This window comes from Streptomyces sp. NPDC051133 (assembly GCF_040682635.1).
Lineage (GTDB): Bacteria > Actinomycetota > Actinomycetes > Streptomycetales > Streptomycetaceae > Streptomyces.
Genome location: NZ_JBFBBK010000021.1, coordinates 32,075 through 48,777, shown reverse-complemented (window position 1 = coordinate 48,777; position 16,703 = coordinate 32,075). Strand labels below are relative to the sequence as shown.

The 16,703-nt window shown below is 70.3% G+C and carries 19 protein-coding genes and 2 pseudogenes; 10 read left to right on the top strand and 11 right to left on the bottom strand.

What is annotated here, in order from left to right:
• Positions 1-52: 52 nt before the first annotated feature.
• Positions 53-970: an RNA polymerase sigma factor SigJ gene (sigJ, locus tag AB0N17_RS22250; protein WP_366013154.1), complete on the bottom strand. Its 918-nt coding sequence runs from the start codon at positions 968-970 to the stop codon at positions 53-55.
• 165 nt (positions 971-1,135) lie between these two features.
• Here sigJ and AB0N17_RS22245 point away from each other — a divergent pair, with 165 nt between their 5' ends.
• Entirely contained in the window at positions 1,136-1,591 is a 456-nt protein-coding gene (locus AB0N17_RS22245; protein ID WP_366013153.1) for a nuclear transport factor 2 family protein, read from the top strand.
• A gap of 86 nt (positions 1,592-1,677) precedes the next feature.
• Complete coding sequence (locus AB0N17_RS22240; protein WP_366013152.1) at positions 1,678-2,256, top strand: NAD(P)H-dependent oxidoreductase; 579 nt, start codon at positions 1,678-1,680, stop codon at positions 2,254-2,256.
• Between the two features lie 152 nt (positions 2,257-2,408).
• Here the strand turns inward: AB0N17_RS22240 and AB0N17_RS22235 are convergent, their stop codons facing one another.
• The 6 genes and pseudogenes from AB0N17_RS22235 to AB0N17_RS22210 form a co-directional block, all read right to left on the bottom strand.
• Complete coding sequence (locus AB0N17_RS22235; protein WP_366013151.1) at positions 2,409-3,242, bottom strand: patatin-like phospholipase family protein; 834 nt, start codon at positions 3,240-3,242, stop codon at positions 2,409-2,411.
• A gap of 219 nt (positions 3,243-3,461) precedes the next feature.
• Entirely contained in the window at positions 3,462-4,253 is a 792-nt protein-coding gene (locus tag AB0N17_RS22230) for a DUF4253 domain-containing protein (protein ID WP_366013150.1), read from the bottom strand.
• Between the two features lie 71 nt (positions 4,254-4,324).
• A complete protein-coding gene (locus tag AB0N17_RS22225) occupies positions 4,325-5,026 on the bottom strand; it encodes a haloacid dehalogenase type II (protein ID WP_366013149.1) in 702 nt (233 codons plus the stop codon).
• A gap of 470 nt (positions 5,027-5,496) precedes the next feature.
• On the bottom strand, positions 5,497-6,192 hold the full coding sequence (locus tag AB0N17_RS22220) for an alpha/beta hydrolase (protein WP_366013148.1): 696 nt from the start codon (positions 6,190-6,192) through the stop codon (positions 5,497-5,499).
• A 260-nt stretch (positions 6,193-6,452) separates the two neighbouring features.
• Positions 6,453-6,618 (bottom strand): annotated as a pseudogene (locus AB0N17_RS22215) (alpha/beta fold hydrolase); the annotation flags it as partial.
• A gap of 62 nt (positions 6,619-6,680) precedes the next feature.
• Positions 6,681-7,301 carry a TetR/AcrR family transcriptional regulator gene (locus AB0N17_RS22210; RefSeq protein ID WP_366013147.1) on the bottom strand — a complete coding sequence of 207 codons (621 nt, stop codon included), beginning with the start codon at positions 7,299-7,301 and terminating at the stop codon, positions 6,681-6,683.
• 114 nt (positions 7,302-7,415) lie between these two features.
• Here AB0N17_RS22210 and AB0N17_RS22205 point away from each other — a divergent pair, with 114 nt between their 5' ends.
• Complete coding sequence (locus tag AB0N17_RS22205; RefSeq protein ID WP_366013146.1) at positions 7,416-8,090, top strand: DUF998 domain-containing protein; 675 nt, start codon at positions 7,416-7,418, stop codon at positions 8,088-8,090.
• A gap of 121 nt (positions 8,091-8,211) precedes the next feature.
• A complete protein-coding gene (locus tag AB0N17_RS22200) occupies positions 8,212-8,424 on the top strand; it encodes a DUF4287 domain-containing protein (protein WP_366013145.1) in 213 nt (70 codons plus the stop codon).
• Positions 8,425-8,475: 51 nt separating this feature from the next.
• Here AB0N17_RS22200 and AB0N17_RS22195 read toward each other — a convergent pair whose 3' ends face one another.
• The gene (locus AB0N17_RS22195) at positions 8,476-9,768 is read right to left on the bottom strand and encodes an amino acid permease (RefSeq protein ID WP_366013144.1); all 1,293 of its coding nucleotides are present in this window, start codon (positions 9,766-9,768) and stop codon (positions 8,476-8,478) included.
• Complete coding sequence (locus AB0N17_RS22190) at positions 9,765-10,265, bottom strand: hypothetical protein (RefSeq protein WP_366013143.1); 501 nt, start codon at positions 10,263-10,265, stop codon at positions 9,765-9,767. Before AB0N17_RS22190 ends, AB0N17_RS22195 begins: the two co-directional genes overlap by 4 nt.
• A 107-nt stretch (positions 10,266-10,372) precedes the next feature.
• Between AB0N17_RS22190 and AB0N17_RS22185 the strand changes: the two genes are divergently transcribed.
• Positions 10,373-11,362 carry a WYL domain-containing protein gene (locus AB0N17_RS22185; RefSeq protein WP_366013142.1) on the top strand — a complete coding sequence of 330 codons (990 nt, stop codon included), beginning with the start codon at positions 10,373-10,375 and terminating at the stop codon, positions 11,360-11,362.
• A 194-nt stretch (positions 11,363-11,556) separates the two neighbouring features.
• On the opposite strand, the pseudogene AB0N17_RS22180 reads toward AB0N17_RS22185, so the two are convergent.
• Positions 11,557-11,814, bottom strand: a pseudogene (locus AB0N17_RS22180) (GNAT family N-acetyltransferase); the annotation flags it as partial.
• A gap of 255 nt (positions 11,815-12,069) precedes the next feature.
• Between AB0N17_RS22180 and AB0N17_RS22175 the strand changes: the two are divergent.
• The 3 genes from AB0N17_RS22175 to AB0N17_RS22165 all read left to right on the top strand — a co-directional run bounded on the left by AB0N17_RS22175 (position 12,070) and on the right by AB0N17_RS22165 (position 14,108).
• Positions 12,070-12,423, top strand: coding sequence for a VOC family protein (locus AB0N17_RS22175; RefSeq protein ID WP_366013141.1), 354 nt, complete (start codon positions 12,070-12,072; stop codon positions 12,421-12,423).
• A 162-nt stretch (positions 12,424-12,585) separates the two neighbouring features.
• Complete coding sequence (locus tag AB0N17_RS22170; protein ID WP_366013242.1) at positions 12,586-13,077, top strand: hypothetical protein; 492 nt, start codon at positions 12,586-12,588, stop codon at positions 13,075-13,077.
• 173 nt (positions 13,078-13,250) lie between these two features.
• A complete protein-coding gene (locus AB0N17_RS22165) occupies positions 13,251-14,108 on the top strand; it encodes an alpha/beta hydrolase (protein ID WP_366013140.1) in 858 nt (285 codons plus the stop codon).
• A gap of 67 nt (positions 14,109-14,175) precedes the next feature.
• On the opposite strand, the gene AB0N17_RS22160 is transcribed toward AB0N17_RS22165, so the two are convergent.
• Positions 14,176-14,379 (bottom strand): cold-shock protein, encoded by a 204-nt coding sequence (locus tag AB0N17_RS22160; protein ID WP_366013139.1) that lies wholly within the window; start codon positions 14,377-14,379, stop codon positions 14,176-14,178.
• A gap of 182 nt (positions 14,380-14,561) precedes the next feature.
• Here AB0N17_RS22160 and AB0N17_RS22155 point away from each other — a divergent pair, with 182 nt between their 5' ends.
• Both AB0N17_RS22155 and AB0N17_RS22150 read left to right on the top strand, forming a co-directional pair.
• Positions 14,562-14,789 carry a DUF5133 domain-containing protein gene (locus AB0N17_RS22155; RefSeq protein WP_366013138.1) on the top strand — a complete coding sequence of 76 codons (228 nt, stop codon included), beginning with the start codon at positions 14,562-14,564 and terminating at the stop codon, positions 14,787-14,789.
• A gap of 92 nt (positions 14,790-14,881) precedes the next feature.
• Complete coding sequence (locus tag AB0N17_RS22150; protein WP_366013137.1) at positions 14,882-16,360, top strand: ornithine decarboxylase; 1,479 nt, start codon at positions 14,882-14,884, stop codon at positions 16,358-16,360.
• The last annotated feature ends 343 nt before the right edge of the window (positions 16,361-16,703 follow it).

Sequence of the window (16,703 nt, the reverse complement as noted above, 5' to 3'; positions counted from 1 at the left end):
GGCAGTCGTGACGACCGCCGGGCGGCGGCGGGCCGCCCACGGCCGACGCGTGTCAGCCCGTCGTCCAGGGGCGGAGTTTTTCCGGGTTGAGTACGGCCCAGATGTGGGTGATCCGGTCGCCCGCGACGTCGAACGCGTACACCGCCACGGTGCGACCGTCCTGCTGCGCGATCAGGCCGGGACGACCGTTGACCGTGCGCTCCACTACGGCCAGGGTGCCGGACGCCTTGGCGAAGAGGCCGGCCAGGTAGTGCGCGATCCGCTCGCCGCCCTCGACCGGGTGGAGCGAGGCCTGGGTGAGGCCGCCGCCGTCGGCCACGACCGTGGCGTCGGGGTCGAGAAGGCCGATGAGGGCACTGATGTCCTTGGCCTGCCACGCCTGTTTGAAGTCTCTGACGAGGCCGGCCTGGTGGGCCGCCGGTGTCGTGCGCGTCCCGGAGGCGCCGATGCGGCGGCGGGCGGAGGAGGCCAGCTGACGGCAGGCCGCCGGTGTGCGGCCGACGATCTCGGCGACTTCGGCGAAGGAGTACCGGAAGACGTCGTGCAGGATGAACGCGACGCGTTCGGCCGGGGTCATCGATTCGAGCACGACGAGGAAGGCCATGTTGACCGACTCGTCGAGGGTCACCCGGTCGGCGGGGTCGGCCGTGGCACCGCCTGCCGGCCCGGTGGTCCATTGGGTGGGTTCGGGCAGCGGCTCGGGGATCCACTCACCCACGTAACGCTCGCGCCGGGCCCGTGCCGAGCCGAGCAGGTCCAGGCAGACGCGGCCCGCGACCTTCGTCAGCCAGGCGCCGGGGACCTCGATGGCGTCCTGCTGTTGCCGGGACATGGCGTACCAGCGCGCGTAGGTCTCCTGGACGGCGTCCTCGGCCTCGGCCAGCGAGCCCAGCAGCCGGTAGGCGAGATTGATCAGCTGCCGCCTCTCGCTCATGATCGCGCCCAGGCTCTGATCGTCTCCGGTGGTCATGGTCCTGCACTCCCCTTGCCTGCCTCGGTCGTGTGCACTCACCAACTCGACGGGACAGCGCACCGGAATGTGAGGCCGGCGTCCCGCCTGACATTTCCGGGAGCTGCGCCGTCGTAGAGCTGAGACCGGCACAGCATCCCCCGTGGATGGGACAGGGAGGAACCGATGAACGGCTTGCAGGCGATCGCGGACCGGGTCGAGATAGAGGCGCTGCGCGGTGAGTTCACCGACGCGGTGATGATGCGTGACTACGACCGTGTCGCGTCGCTGTTCACAGTGGACGGCGTGTGGCGGATGCCCGACATCCCCGCCGAGATGTTCGGCCGGGACCAGATCCGGGTCTGGGGCCGACGGGTGCCGGATTTCGTGGAGTTCCTGGTACAGAACACGCATCCGGGCGTGATCCGGTTCGACGGTGACACCGCGTCCGGCCGTGCGTACATGTCCGAGGTCGGACGCGGCCGGGACGGCCGGTCCGGGGTGAACTACGCCATCTACCACGACCGTTACCGGCGCACCCCGGACGGCTGGAGGTTCGCCGAACGCGTCTACGAGATCCGCTACCTCGACGAGAGCCCCCTGACGGGTTTCGTGCCCGAGCGCCACGCGGACGCCCGCTGACGGCTTCGCCGCGCCACACGCTGCACCACGAGCGCACCACAAGTCGCACCACAGGTGTCACCACAGACAGGACGGGAGAATCGGACATGATCAGGATCGGCATCATCCTCGGCAGCACGCGCCCCAACCGCAACGGCGAACAGGTCGCCTCATGGGTCCATGACACCGCATCGCGCCGCACGGACGCCGAGTTCGAGGTGATCGACCTGCGCGACCACCCGCTTCCCCACCTGGACGAACCGCTGGGTGCCATGCACGGTGACTACCAGCATGCGCACACGCGGGAGTGGGCGGCCACGATCGCTTCGTTCGACGGGTTCGTCATGGTCACCCCCGAATACAACCGCTCCACTTCCGGGGTGCTCAAGAACGCCCTCGACTACCTCTACGCGGAATGGAACGGCAAGGCGGCCGGTTTCGTCTCCTACGGCGTCGTCGGCGGCGCGCGGGCAGCCGAACAACTGCGGCTGATCTGCGGCGCGCTGCAGATGGCCACCGTGAGCCACCAGGTCACGCTGTCCCTGATGACCGAGTTCGAGAACTACACCACCCTCAAGCCGGCCGAGCACAGCGCCGCCGCGCTGGACACCCTGCTGGACCAGGTCGTCGCCTGGAGCACCGCACTCGCGCCGCTGCGCGCCGCTTCCCGGGCCGTCGCCGCCTGATCATGGTGCACGATGCGCTCGTGTGCCAGCGGGCGGAGCGTCCCGATGTCCGCCAGGTTGTGGTCGGACGGGGCGACGGGGCGACGGGTGGGGCCTTGCCGACATGCCCTGCCACACCCGCCCCGTGAGGCGGTGGTCAGTCGGCCTCCGCCTCACCACACTTCGGCCACCGAAGGGGCCAGTGCTCGGGCCTGGGCGTGGCCCGCGCGGGCCGCCGCCGGGCGGCGTGTGTCGTGCGTCATGTTGCGGCCCATGATGCGGCGCGCAGCACGGTCCGGGGACAGCAGGACGACGCGTGCCCCGGCGTCGGACAGCTCCGCGGCCTGCTGCTGGGCGCTCGGATGCGGCCCAACCGCCTGGGGGATCGGCACGACCGCCAGCACCCGGCTGTACCCGCGTGCGAGCTGGAGGTTGGCGGTCGAACGACTGCCACCGTCCATCCAGCGTCGCCCCGCCACGGTGACCGGCGGCCATACGACGGGCACGGCGCAGCTTGCCGTGACCGCTTCGCGGAGCGACACCCCGGAGAGCGCGTCGAACACCTCGAGTCGTCCGGTCCGCGCGTCGATCGCGGTGATCCTCAGCTCTCGCTCGGGCCAGTCGGCCACGTCGCCCAGGAGTGCGCCGACCGTGTCGAAGACCTCCGATTCCGGGCCGGTGCGGGCGCGCATCGCTGCCCGGGCGAGGCGTTCGACGGATCGCTGAGGATCGCGGGAGCCGAGTGCCGCCCACAGGAAGCGCGCCGTCTGGCGTACGGTCACCGGCAGACGGACGGCGTCTGCGCCGGAGAGCTGGCGCTCGTACAACTCCACAGCCGGGACACCGGACAGGAGCCGGGATCCGAAGACGGCACCGGCGGACGTACCGATGACCACGTCGGCGCCGGTGAGATCGACCCCGGCCTCGGTGAGTCCGGCGAGTACCCCGGTCAACCAGGCCCCGCCCACCGGTCCGCCGCCGCCGAGCACGAGTGCGGTGCCAGACATGCATTCCCCTTACCCCGTGAACGACCGCGAACTTCCGTCCGCTGGAAACAAAACGGGGAGCGGTCCCCATTCTCAAGTCCGACGATAGCACCCGTACCGGGGAGTTCTCCCCGGTACGGAGCCAAGGGCACGGACAGCTGAGCGCCTGTCCACGTCACACACCCGCCCGGATCGCCCACGCGGGACAGGTCGCACGACCGAACAGACGGGTCAGATGCTCTAGTCCCACCAGAACGACCAGTGGGTGCGCCCCACGAGGTCGGCCGCGTACTCGGGGAACGGGGTGGGCGGGTCGTCGACGATGTTGTCCGCCGTCGACAGCACATGCTCCAGAGCGAGCAGGTTCGCGGTTTCCGCGTCGAGGGGAGGTCGTGCCACCGAGACGTGCAGTTCGCTGCCGCAGACCGCCACGATCTCTGAACCGAAGCGGTCCTCCCAGCTCCGCAGCAGCGCACACAGCAAGGGGAGCGGTACGTCCGCGGACCAGCCGAGCAGGGCCAGAGCATCGCTTCCACGCGAGGCGGGCACGAGAACAAGGCGACACTCGTGCAGCCCGTACACGTCCGTCTCGATGAGCCGGACCAGCGTTGCGGAAGAGGCTTCCTCAGGGGTGGAGCCCGCGGAGGCCACCGGCATCTTCGGTGCCAGGCCCGGCCACCGCTCGAAGGGCGGCCCGGGGTCGTGCGGCCATGGTTCCACTCCTTCCGGGACCGGGGAGGGCGTCGGATCCTTCCAGAACGGCAGCCTTGTGCGCCGGTACTCGGAAAAGTCCGCAGCCAGCCTCTCCTCCAAGCGGACGGCACCCACCTCTTCCGGGCTCAGCGGCCTCGACCGGTCATCGGGCCGGCACAGAAGCGGAACCAGACCGTGGACGCCACGCTCGTCGAGCAGGCGGGCCCAGAGCCGCTCGACGTCGTGGGGGAACTCGTCCGAGACCCACACACGCACCGGTCCGGGTCCGCACGACTGGATCCGGCCGCCGGGGAGGCCATCAGGCAAGGCAAAGGACATGGCCGCACCATAAACCGCGCCAGTGACATCGCAGCGGCGGCCGCAGGCCGCTGAAGGGCATCGCCCCTCGGTCAGGCCAGGAGCGTTCCCCCACCGTCGAGTTGGTCGGCCAGATCGGTCAGATCGCGGGCGTACACGTCGAAACCGTCGTCGGGGGTGGGCGGATCGCCCACGGGCCGGGCGACATACGCACAGCGCAGACCCTGTTCCTGCGCTCCGCGCAGGTCCCAGGCATGGGCGGCGACCATGAGGAGCCGTTCGGGAGACAGTCCTGAGGCGTCGACGGCCAGTCGGTAGACGGCGGAGTCCGGCTTGTAGGCCCCGGCCTCCTCCGCGGACAGGAGAAGATGCCACCGCAGACCGGCACCGGCGCTGAGTTCCAGCAGCGACGGCCGACTCGCGTTGGACAGGCCTATCACCGGATACCTCTTCGCCAGTCGGTCCAGTCCCGCCACGGTGTCGGGCCACGGCGGAAGCCGCCGGCCCGAGAGGGCCAGTTTCCTCACCGAGGCGGGTTCGGCACCCACGGCATCCGCGACGCGCCGGGCTGCTTCCTGGTCGAGAACGTCACTGCCGGCATAGGGCCGTCGGCCCTCCGCGATACGCCGCTGCTCGCCTTCGATGTGCTGCTGCCACAGCGCGAGAAGCGCATCGACCTCGGATGCGCCGAGCTTCGGATCGAGTTCGCGAATGGCAGCGCGGATACCAGCGGGTTCGTCGACGAGCGTGCCGAGCACGTCGAAGACGATGGCATCGATGTCCACTTTCGACACGGAAACGACTCCAGGAACGAGGCATGGGCAGTGGCTGTCGGCAGAGGACGTCGGGGGTGATGCCGCCGACTACCGCACTGGGTCGCGTGCCCTCAGCGATCACCTCCGAACCATGCTTGGGACAGAACTCGGCACGGAACTCGCCAGCGCGGCGCCTTGTCGGCCGCTCCCGTCCGCCCGGGTTCGGCCCACAGGTACCCCGCGAATCCCGCACCGGTGACGAGTGCGGCCAGGCGGTGCCGACGGGCGGTGAGCATCCGGTTCGAAACGGCGACCCCGGTCGACATCACAGCTGATCATGACCTGGCTGGGTTCGACCGCGAGGACCGTACGTGGCGGCTCGTAGGAACCACTGTTGCCCGCTCCGACGTTGACCACGTCGGCGGCCTCCCCGACAGCGGCGTGGATCTGGGCGGCGATCCGCGGGTCGGCCCCCGTGTCCGGGCCCACAGCCGCTCGGTCCGCCAAGATCAACTCATGGTGGCGAGTTCGACGAGGTGTCGGGCCGTACCGGCGGGGTCGACGATCTGATGGAGGTGTGCGCCGGGCAGGTGTGCCACGCGCCAGCCGCGGTCATGCGCCTCGGCGGCAAGTCCGTCGTACGGAGGGCCGAACAGCAAGTAGGAGCAGGGGTGGTCGTCCCAGGCGTCGGGGACCGGGATGTGCTGCTCGTAGTAGGACAGTGGCAGGGTGGGCTGCTCCTCGATGACCGTCTGCCGCACCACCGGGTCGGAGAACATGGGTGCCACGTCGGCTTCGTCCCACCAATCGGTCCAGCGCGGCAGCCTGCCGTGCACGGCCATCGGGCGCAGGAACTCCAGCAACTCGGGTGTGGCGACGGGGGTCGGTCCCTTCCGGGCGGGCAGCGCGGCGTCGACGAAGACGGAGCCGGCCACCGGATGGTCGAGGGCCGAGCGAATCACCGGGAGAAACAGGCCTGCGTTGCTGTGTACCACCAGTGAGACGGGACTGCCGGCCGGGACCTGCCGCAGATCGTCGCGGACGGCGTCCGCGACGCGGGGCCAGAAGGGTGGAGCTCCGGCGCCGATGTGCAGCAGGGACGGCACCCGCACCTGGTACCCGGCCGCTGTCAGCTGTTCGGCCACGGGGTGCCAGGTCGAGGGACCCACCGACGGACTGTGCACGAGAACGAAGATCGGCTGCATAGGACGATCCTGCGCCTGCGCCAAGGGCGGTGGGGCGATCTCGGCTGACAGCAGAACGCCACGCCGAACAGCGCTCCGCGGTGGAAGAACTGGTACCCCTTCGCGTTCGGTACACCGACGGGCGCGCGCGTCGAGCGCATGCCGTCGGCGAAGTCGCACGCGTTGTGCGGCCGTAGAGCGATCTCTCGTGCCGCGGTATGAGAGCCGCCTGCTTCTTCGGTGTGGCGATGACGCCGTGCACCGACGCTCGGGCAGGGGGCGGGGTGCGCGGCTGCGGTGAGCATGGCGGTGTGGCCGCCACAGGGACCGGCCCACCAGAACGGGCCCCTGCAGGCCGAGTTGTTCTCCTACGGCCACGACATCGGCGACGTAGGCGGCTCGGCTCACATCACGCGGGCGGCGTTCGCCGGCGTCGTGACCGCGCCGGCGCCTACGGCCACGGCCACGGCCACGGCCACGACACGGTGGCCGGGGCTCCGGGATGGCGGTCAGCGGTATGCGGCGAGGAAGGCACGGACGCCGGCGGCGGTGTAGTGGTCGAGGTCGGCTTCGGTGTGCTGGGGCGAGCCGGTGAACATGGCCTTGTTGACCGGGATCCACAGCAGCAGGCCGGCGAAGTGGTTGGCCGCCAGGAGCGGATCGTCCATGCGCAGAAGCCCCTGGTCGGCCAGGCGCTTGAAGGTGGCCGCCAGGGTGGCCAGGACCCGCTCGAAGCCCTTCTCGTACCAGGCGGTGCCCAGGTCGGGGAACGCTTCGGCGTTGGCGATGATCAGGCGCCGCAACTGGAGGACCTGGGGCTGGGTGAGGGCACCCAGGAACCGGCGGGCGAGCCGGTTCAGGTTCCCCTCCAACGCGGCGGCGTCGGCGGGGATGTCGGCCACCAGGTCGACCATGGAGTCGACCCGGTCGGTGGTGGCCAGGACGATCTCCGCGAACAGCTTCTCCTTGTCGGCGAAGTGCTTGTACACGGTCTGCTTGGACACCGCGGCCAGCTTGGCGATGTCGTCCATGCTCGTGCCGGCATAGCCCTTCTCCAGGAACACCTGGGTCGCGGCCTCCATGATCGCCTGATGTTTGCGGGCTGACCGGCCCGGGGCGTTGGACTCCATGACGCCTCCTTCTATGAGTACTGGACAGTCCAGTTTGGATATGAGTACTGTACCGTCCAGTTCCACCGCAGTACTACACCGTCTAGTTCCGTAGCCCGCCAAGGAAGGTCTCGCATGACGCACACGATCGATCCCCCGGTCGCCGCCGCTCCGGCACCGGCCCGCCCCGCAGCAGGGCTCATGCTGGCCGGCGGTATCGCGGCGGGCCCGCTCTTCCTCGGCGCCGGACTCATCCAGGGCCTGACCCGGCAGGGCTTCGACTTCTCCCGCAACGCGATCAGCCAGCTCAGCCTCGGCGCCCTCGGCTGGATCCAGGTCACGGCCTTCTTCCTGACCGGCCTCCTGACCGTCGCCGGAGCGGTCGGGTTGCGCCGGGTGCTGCGCGGTACGCCCGGCGCCCTCTGGGCACCGCGTCTGATCGGCGTCTTCGGCGCCTCGTTCCTCCTCGCCGGCCTCTTCGCCCCCGACCCCGGCGCCGGTTTCCCGGCGGGCGCTCCCGAGGCCCCGGCCGGAACCCTGAGCACGCACGGCGCCCTCCACATGGCCTGCGCCATGACCGGTTACCTCGCGCTGTGTGCCGCGTTCCTCGTGCTGGCGCGGCACTTCGCCGCCCTGGGCCGGCGCGGCTGGGCTCTCGCCTCCCGCCTCGTACCGGCGGGCGTCCTCGCCGGGTTCGCCGCCTCCTCCGTCACGGTGGCGGCCTTCACCGCCGGGGCGGGACTCGGTCTGCTCTGGCTCAGCGCACTGACCGCCCGCCTGGCCAAGTCGGCCTCCACGACACGTAGGTAGCCGCTCGCTCCCCTGCCTTTCCCACCACGCGCCCACGAACGCACCGAACACCGAACCCCGAATTCCGAATCAAACGAACCGATCCGATCCGATCCGATCCGATCCGACAGGAGACTGCGCCATGACTGCACCGGTCAAAGGCCCCGCCAGCTACTTCCCTTCGATCGAGAAGAAGTACGGACGCCCGATAGCCGAGTGGAAGGACCTCATCCGCACCTCGCCGCTGACCAAGCACATGGAACTCGTCACCTGGCTCAAGACCGAACACGGCCTGGGCCACGGCCACGCCAACGCCCTGGTGGCGCACACGTTGGCCGAAGACGCCCAGCGGTAGCAGCAGCCACGGTGGCCGCCCGGTCGCAGCCCCGCCCCAGATCCCCCCGCGTCAGGAGGCGGGAGAGCCCGCCGTGCGGCGCCGGCGCAAGTAACACAGTGCGCCCGCCGTGACCACCAGCGGCCAGCACAGGTACCAACCCGTCATGACGAGCAGGACCGCGACCGCAATGAGCGCGACAAGTGCCGAACGGTGGGCCAGCCCGCCACGGGGAAGCAGGCGCAGGGCGGCGGCGGTGCCCAGGGCGTACACGGTCACGAACGACCCCGTGGTGAGCAGGACCAGTGGCCGGGGGCCGACGGCGGCGGCCGTGGTGGCGACGACGGCGAGACACGACAGCCCCGTCACAACTGCCAGACTGCGCCGCGGCACCTCGCCGGCGCTGCTGCCCCGGCCGAACCAGGCGGGCAGCGCGCCGTCCCGGCCGAGCGCCGCGCCCAGCTTCGCCGCGCCGGCGAAGTAGGCGTTCATCGTGCCGAGGGTGAGCAGCACGGCGACCGCCGCCGCCAGTGCGTGCACACCTCCTCCGACGCCCAGGGCGAGCAGTTCGGCCAGTGGGGCGGCGGCGGTGCCTGCGGCCGGGCCGAGTACGAGCACGCCGGTGGTGGCGACGGCGAGGTACAGCACGCCGACCACGCCGACCGCCAGGCCGGCGGCCCGGGGCAGGTCCCGCGCCGGGCGGCGGAAGTCGGCAGCCAGGTGGGTGATGGCCTCCCAGCCCGCGAAGCTCCACACCAGCAGTGCCGCTGCCGAGCCGACCGCGGGCCAGCCGTGCGGCGCGAACGGATGCAGGTTGCGCATGCGGGCGTGCGGCAGTGCGCTGACCACGGCGGCCAGCAATAGGACGACCAGACTCACGGCGAGCGCGAGTTGCACACGGCCGGTGACACGCACACCGAAGCCGTTGGTGACCGCGACGAGCATCAGCAGCACCGCCGCGGTGATGACCACGGTGCGCCGGCCGCCGCCCACCGCGGTCTCGACGTAGGCGCCGGCGAACATGCCCGCTGCCGGAGCACCGGCGGGTACGGCGAAGTAGAAGCACCAGCCGACCACCGCCGCCGCCCGTGCGCCGAAGGCATGCCGTACGTAGGTGGAGACGCCGCCGCCGTCCGGGTACCGGGCGCCCAGTGCGGCGAACGTGGCCGCAAGGGGTATCGACAGCAGGACCAGCGCGAGCCACGCCAGCAGCGAGGCCGGGCCGGCCGCCCGTGCCGCCAGGGCGGGCAGCGCGATCACGCCGGTGCCGAGAACGGCGCCGACGTACAGGGCGGCTCCCTGCCACACGGTCAGCGTCCCGGTCGGCACGGCCGCGGGTCCGCGAGCGACCTGCACCCTGCTCACACGGAGCCCTTCCCGGTCCGGCGGAAGTCCATGGTCCAGTTGGTCTCCCAGCTCTGCCCGCCGTCGGTCGAGAACGCCTGCTCCCAGCGGGCCGACACCGAGGTGATCCGCGACCAGATGAAGCGGCACCGCACCGGGGTGCCGTCGTGGGTGTCCTCGCCGTGGAACTCGCCGTGTCCGTCGTCGCGGAACCGGCCGACGACGGGCGGCTGCAGCAGGCCCGTGCGGCTGCTCACCCAATTCAGCGACCATTGCGCGTGAACCGGGTCGAACAGGCGGAGCGTCAGGCCGCGGAACCCCCTGGTCGGAAAGCTGATCTCGTCCAGGTTGGCGGCTCCGCCGAACAGAGTGCCGTGACACACCACGGTGCCCGGGAACTCGTCCCACTCGGTGCTGCCGGTCAGCGGCCCGACCAGCCGCCGGTTGTTCACCTCCCAGTTGCCCACCAGGAAGTCGAAGTCGCCGATTCCAGGTTCGCGGAGGGGTGCAGTGCTCATCTTCACCTGTCCTTTGCCGTATCCGGGGCGTCGGGTGTGCGCCCGGCCGGAAAGCTAATCCGGCTTCCCTGACATCCCATGTCAGTGGAGTGGGGCAGACTTGCCCCGTGCGTGCGAGTCGACTGCTGAACATCCTGTTGCTGCTCCAGACCCGTGGCCGGACGACCGCCCAGCGGCTGGCCGACGAGCTGGAGGTCTCCGTGCGCACGGTGTACCGGGACATCGAATCGCTCGCCGCCGCCGGCGTCCCCGTCTACGGCGAGCCCGGCCACGACGGCGGTTACCAGCTCGTCGACGGCTACCGCACCCGCCTCACCGGACTGACCCGCCACGAGGCGGAGGCGCTCTGGCTGGCCGGACTGCCCGGACCGGCCGCGGACCTCGGGCTCGGCCCGGTGCTCGCGACCGCGCAGCTCAAGCTGACGGCCGCGCTGCCCGACGAACTACGCGAGGAGAGCGTGCGGATACGGCAGCGGTTCCACCTGGACACCTCCGGCTGGTACGCCGAGGCAGACCCCACCCCGCACCTTGCCGCCGTGACCGACGCCGTGTGGCGCCGGCGGCGCATCCGGCTCCGCTACCGGCGGTGGAAGGCCCCCCAGGAAGTCACCCGCACCCTTGACCCCTACGGGCTGGTACTCAAGTCCGGCCGCTGGTACCTGGTCGCCGGCCGGCCGGAGCACGTGGGCACCTACCGCGTCTCCCAAATCCTCCGGATCCAGGTGCTGGAGGACCGCTTCGAGCGGCCTCCCGGCTTCGACCTGGCTGCGCACTGGCAGTCCTACCTGGCCGACTTCGACGCCCGCCGCCACACGGGAGAGGCGGTGGTACGACTCTCCGCGCGGGGCCTCAAACAGCTGCCCGACCTCATGGAACCGGCCGTCGCACGCGCCGCCCAGGACAGTGCCGGGCCACCGGACCCCGAGGGCCGCGTCCAGGTCGTCATCCCCACCGAGTCCACCGAACACGCCATCGGCATGCTCCTGCGGCTCGGCACCGAAGCCGAGGTGATGGCCCCCGCCGAACTCAGAGCAGGCATGGCACGGACCGCCGCCGCCCTGACCGCCGTCTACCGGCAGCCTTCCCCCGCCCCATGACACCCGCAGAACAGCCCAGTTGACGCTTGCCCCGAGGGCGCCCCCCTCCCGCTGCACAACCGCATGGCCAATGCCTCACCGCGTCACCGAGGGGCATGCGTATTGCCACGGCATGGTCCTCCCGGCAGCGCTGCCTCAACTCAACCCGGCCTCGCGACGGGACCCACGAAAACCCGGACGCCCCGGTCCCCGCCCTACCCCGCCTGCCGAAGGTCCTTCTCCAGCAGCGTGAAGGATTTGGGCGTCCCGCCCGGCTGGGGTTTGCCCTCCTTGCTGCCGACCACTCGGTAACCGGCGTTCCTGTAATAGGTGTTGAGCCGTGCGTTACCGGCCAAGCAGTCCAGGCGTACACAGGTCCTGCCCACCGCGGCCACTCGGTGTTCCGCCGCGTTCAGCAGCCGCCTTCCCGTCCCCGGCCCGGCGACGGCCCGGTCCACCATCAGCCGGTGCAGAGGAGCCACCGTGGTGAAGGCGAAGACGAGAGACTGTTGACGTAGTGCAGGCGCTGTCGGGCGGTCTGGGGGTGGATGCCCAGTCGGCCGGCGATCTCCGGGGCTGTGCCGTGCGGGGTCTGGAGGCAGGCGAAGCAGGGGCGAAGCGACGCGGTCGCGCTGCTGAGCGGGGCGGCGACGCGGCGGCCCCTGTCCTCCTCGCGCCGGACGGTGTGGTGCCTGCCCGCCCGATCGCCGTCCTGACAGGATGGGGGCATGGAACGTGTGCTGGGAATCGGCGGATACTTCATGCGGGCCACGGACCCGGTGGCCCTGAGCGCGTGGTACCGCGACTGCCTGGGCCTGGACGCCGACGAGAACGGGCTGTGGCGCCAGGAAGCCGGGGCGACGGTGTTCGCGACGTTCGAGTCCGAGACGGACTACTTCGGGGCCCGCGCCCAGCAGACCATGCTCAACTTCCGGGTCCGTGACCTGGACGCGATGCTCGCGCAACTGCGCGCCAAGGGCGCGGACGTGGCCCAGGAGACCCAGGAAATGGCGGGTGTCGGCCGGTTCGGCTGGGTCACCGACCCTGAGGGCAACCGGATCGAACTGTGGGAGCCCGCCTGACCGTGTCATCACGACTTCTGCACCTCGAAGAACTCCGCCAACGCCCAAATCCCTGAAGGAAAGGGCTACTTGCAGGGCTTCCGGCCGCCGGAGCGGATCGGGCTCGGCACGGCGCTGATATCGGAGTGCGAAGGGGCGCCCGTGAGTGCCACAGTCGCTGTCGTGACCCTGATGGACGTGCTTGTCGACTTCGCCCGCACCGGCCGGATAGGACCGCTTCACTGCGGGATGCCCCTGACCGAGGCCGAAGATCTTCTCGGCCCGGGGCGTCCGCACCCGGCCATCCTCATGAAGGGGCCCGACATCGACGGCTACCCCTACTCCTGGGACGGACTCAGGCTGGTCGTGGCCCAGCGGCGGGTCAGCGGCCTCTGGATCGACCTCTGGCCCGGCTCGACCACGAAGCTCCCGCCTCTCGTCCTGCCCGAGTCGGAGACCTACGGGGCCACGATTCCGCGCGAGGAACTCATCTCAGCCCTCGACATCGCGGGCTGCCCGCACGAGGTCAACAGCGGCCTCACCTTCGGCCGGCAGTCGAGCATCCTCACCCAGCCCGCCCTCGTCTGCGCGGTCTTCAGCCTCCCGGGCCGCGACGACCACGTTCCGCACCGCGGCCGGCCCTACCTGAGAGTCATGCACAAGCACACGGCTTGACATCGTCGCCACTTCCTCGAGCCGGCGCCAGGCGTCCATGGCCGCGCATACGGCCCCGAGAGCGTCGCTTGATCCGTTCACCCGGACAGCCCCTACGGGAGGACGTGCCGGCAGGTGTCCTCGACGCTGGAGGTCCGGGTGTCGCCTGACGCCCGCGCACCGTAGGAAGTGACATGCGAATACCCTCCAACCCGCGTCGCAACGCGAACATCGTCCGCTGGAGTGCGGCGTTTCTGGCGGTGTCGGGAACCGCTTCCGTCCTGACGACCATCACGGCACAGGCCGGCGGTCCGAGCGGGGATCCCGGCAGGGAGAAACCGACCATCGTCCTCGTACACGGTGCCTTCGCCGACGCGTCGAGCTGGAACGCTGTCGTGGAACGGCTCCAGAGGAACGGCTACAAGGTGGCCGCACCCGCCAACCCCCTGCGCGGTATTCCGCAGGACTCGGCCTACCTCGCGAGCTTTCTGAAGTCCATCAAGGGACCGATCGTCCTGGCCGGTCATTCCTACGGCGGAGAGGTGATCTCACAAGCCGCCGTAGGAAACGCGAACGTCAAGGCTCTCGTGTACATCAACGCGATCATGCCCGATGTGGGGGAATCGCTCTCCAGCCTGTCGTCGAAGTTCGCTCCCGCCGCGCTCACCAAGGTTTTGAAGCAGGTGCCGTTCCGGAACGGTGACGGCACCACCGGCACGGACGTGTACGTACAGCCGGACAGCTTGCGCCGCGTCTTCGCCGCGGACCTGCCCGCGAGCCAGGCCGGCATCCTGGCGGCCACACAGCGCCCCATCGCGCTGTCGGCGTTCACCGACAAGCTCACCGGCGCGGCATGGCGGACCAAACCCGTTTACGTCCTTGTCGGCAAGCAGGACCAGGCGATCAACCCGAGCCTGGAGCGCTTCGAAGCGAAGCGGGCGAACGCCCGCAAGACGGTGGAGATCAACTCCTCGCACGTGTCCCTCGTCTCCCACCCGCAGGCGGTCAAGGATCTGATCGTCGACGCCGCCGAGGACTACACGTGGAAGTAGGAGCATCGCTCCTGCCTCAGCCCGTCCACCAAGGCGGCCGCCTTGGTGGACGACAGGGGACGGCTGGTCAGCCGCGGACGATGCTCTGGGCCTGCGGCCCCTTGTGGCCCTGCCCGATCTCGAAGGTGACGCGCTCGCCCTCGGTGAGCTCGCGGAATCCGCCGCCCTGGATCTCGGAATAGTGTGCGAAGACGTCAGGTCCTCCGCCCTCCTGGGCGATGAAGCCGTATCCCTTCTCGGAGTTGAACCACTTCACGGTGCCGCTGGCCATCAGTCGATCCTTCGTTCATGCCGGGAGCCACCCTCGTCCGGGCCTGCTCCAGCTCCCTTGGCAGTAGGAGCCGACATCGTTCTACCCCGCGCACCGCTGCCAATCCGGTTCACGACACGGCAGGCGGGGCACACGGGCCGGTGTACGACCCAGGTGAATGGCGACCGCGAGGGAGACTTGCGATGCTCATGGCGCACCCCGCCGTGCTGAAGAACCTGATCGAGCAGTACGAGACGCTGCGTGTCCTGCACGCGGACGAGGGCCATGAGGAGGTGCGCGGACGGATGAACGACATCGCTTACACGCTGTGCGTGGCGACCGGAACCAGCGACATCGACGCCGCGCTCATCGCGGCCCGGCACCGCCTGCCCGGCGCCCGTACCGAAGACGACTCCCTCCTGGCCACCTGATGGTTTCGTCGACTTGACCCGACAAGTCCCTCAAGTCCCGATAGAGGACGAGTTGCCGATTGAAGCCGACGGTCGCGGGAATCCGTGCCGACATGGCCGTTGACCACACCCGAGCACCCGTTCTTGAAGCGCTGGTCGAGTACCGCCGCACGAAACAGCTGTCGTTCACCCCTCCCGGTCACAAGCAGGCCCGCGGTGCCGATCCCGCGGTGCGGGAGATCCTCGGTGATGCCGTCTTCCTCGGCGACGTCCTGGCCTCCGGCGGCCTGGACGACCGGCTCACTCGGGGGCGGGTGCTGCAGCGGGCCGAGCAGCTCATGGCGGATGCCGTCCATGCCGAGCACACCTTTTTCACGACGTGCGGCAGCTCGCTGTCGGTCAAGGCGGCGATGCTGGCGGTCGCCGGGCCGCACGAGAAGCTCTTGATCGGCCGGGACGCGCACAAGTCGGTCGTGTCCGGGCTGGTGCTGGCCGGGATCGAACCCGTCTGGGTGGACCCCCGTTGGGACGCGGAGTTGGCGATCGCCCATCCGCCGACGGCCGGCGACTTCGAGGCGGCCTTCCAGGCCCACCCCGACGCCAAGGGCGCGCTGATCACCAGCCCCACCCCGTACGGCGCGTGCGCCGACCTGCGGTCGGTCGCCGAGGTCTGTCATCGTCGTGGCCTGCCCCTGATCGTCGACGAGGCCTGGGGCGCCCACCTGCCCTTCCATCCGGACCTGCCGTCGTGGGCGATGGACGCGGGCGCCGACATCTGCGTCACCAGCATCCACAAGATGGGCAGCGGTCTGGAGCAGGGGTCCGTCTTCCATCTGCAGGGTGATCTCGTCCCGCCGGAGCTGCTGAAGATGCGTTCCGATCTGCTGGGCACCACCAGCCCCTCCGTCCTCATCTACGCCGGCCTGGACGGCTGGCGTCGCCAGATGGCCCTGCGCGGCCGGGAGCTCATGGGCGGAGCGCTGGACCTGGCGGCCGGGGTCCGGTCGGCCGTCGAGGACATCTCCGGCCTCCATGTGAACGACCGCGACGACTTCTGCGGGCCGGGGCGCGCGGACGATTTCGACCCGCTCCCGGTGATCATGGACGTTTCCGCTCTCGGAATCACCGGGTACCGGGCCGCCGACTGGTTGCGCGAGCACCACGGGCTCGATGCCCACCTGGTGGATCACCGCCGTATCAGCGCCCAGATCACGCACGGAGACGGTCCGGACACGGCCGGAGAACTCGTGGCTGCATTGAAGGCCCTGGTCCGGGCCGCTGCCGGGCTTCCGTCCGGACCTGAGGTGGACGTGCCCGCCCCGGCCGATCTTCGCATGGAGCAGGCCCTGCTGCCCCGGGACGCCTTCTTCGGGCCGGCGGAGCACGTACCGATCACCGAGGCGGCGGGCCGCGTCGCAGCCGAGATGATCACTCCGTACCCGCCCGGTATCCCCGCCGTCGCGCCCGGCGAACGCCTCACGGAGCCGGTGCTGCGCTATCTGGTCACGGGCCGGGAAGCGGGCATGAACCTGCCGGACGCCGGCGCGGCGCGGCTGGACACGATCAGGGTGGCCACGTCGGCGGCCGGCTGAGGAAGGCGGAGCGTCCCTGGAGGAGTCGCGCGTCGTGGAAACCGGGGCGAGGTGCGTGGATCGGCCGAGGCGGGGCACACGACGGTGGGGCATGGGTGAGCGACGCGGTGGCACGGCGATGACGACCGTGCCACCGCGTCGACTCGTCAGTACGGCGATCGTGACCAGGGCGGCCGGTGCGCCACGGGGCCACCTCGGGCCCACGGCGGCCGGCCGGGCGGGCACACCGCGCGCGGGCCGGCCCTGCCGAACGGCACGACAGCGGGGAACACGGAGAGGAAGGCGCGCAGGACATCCCCGTACGTACGCTTGAGCGGCGTCGAGGGCGACAGCCCGATGCTCA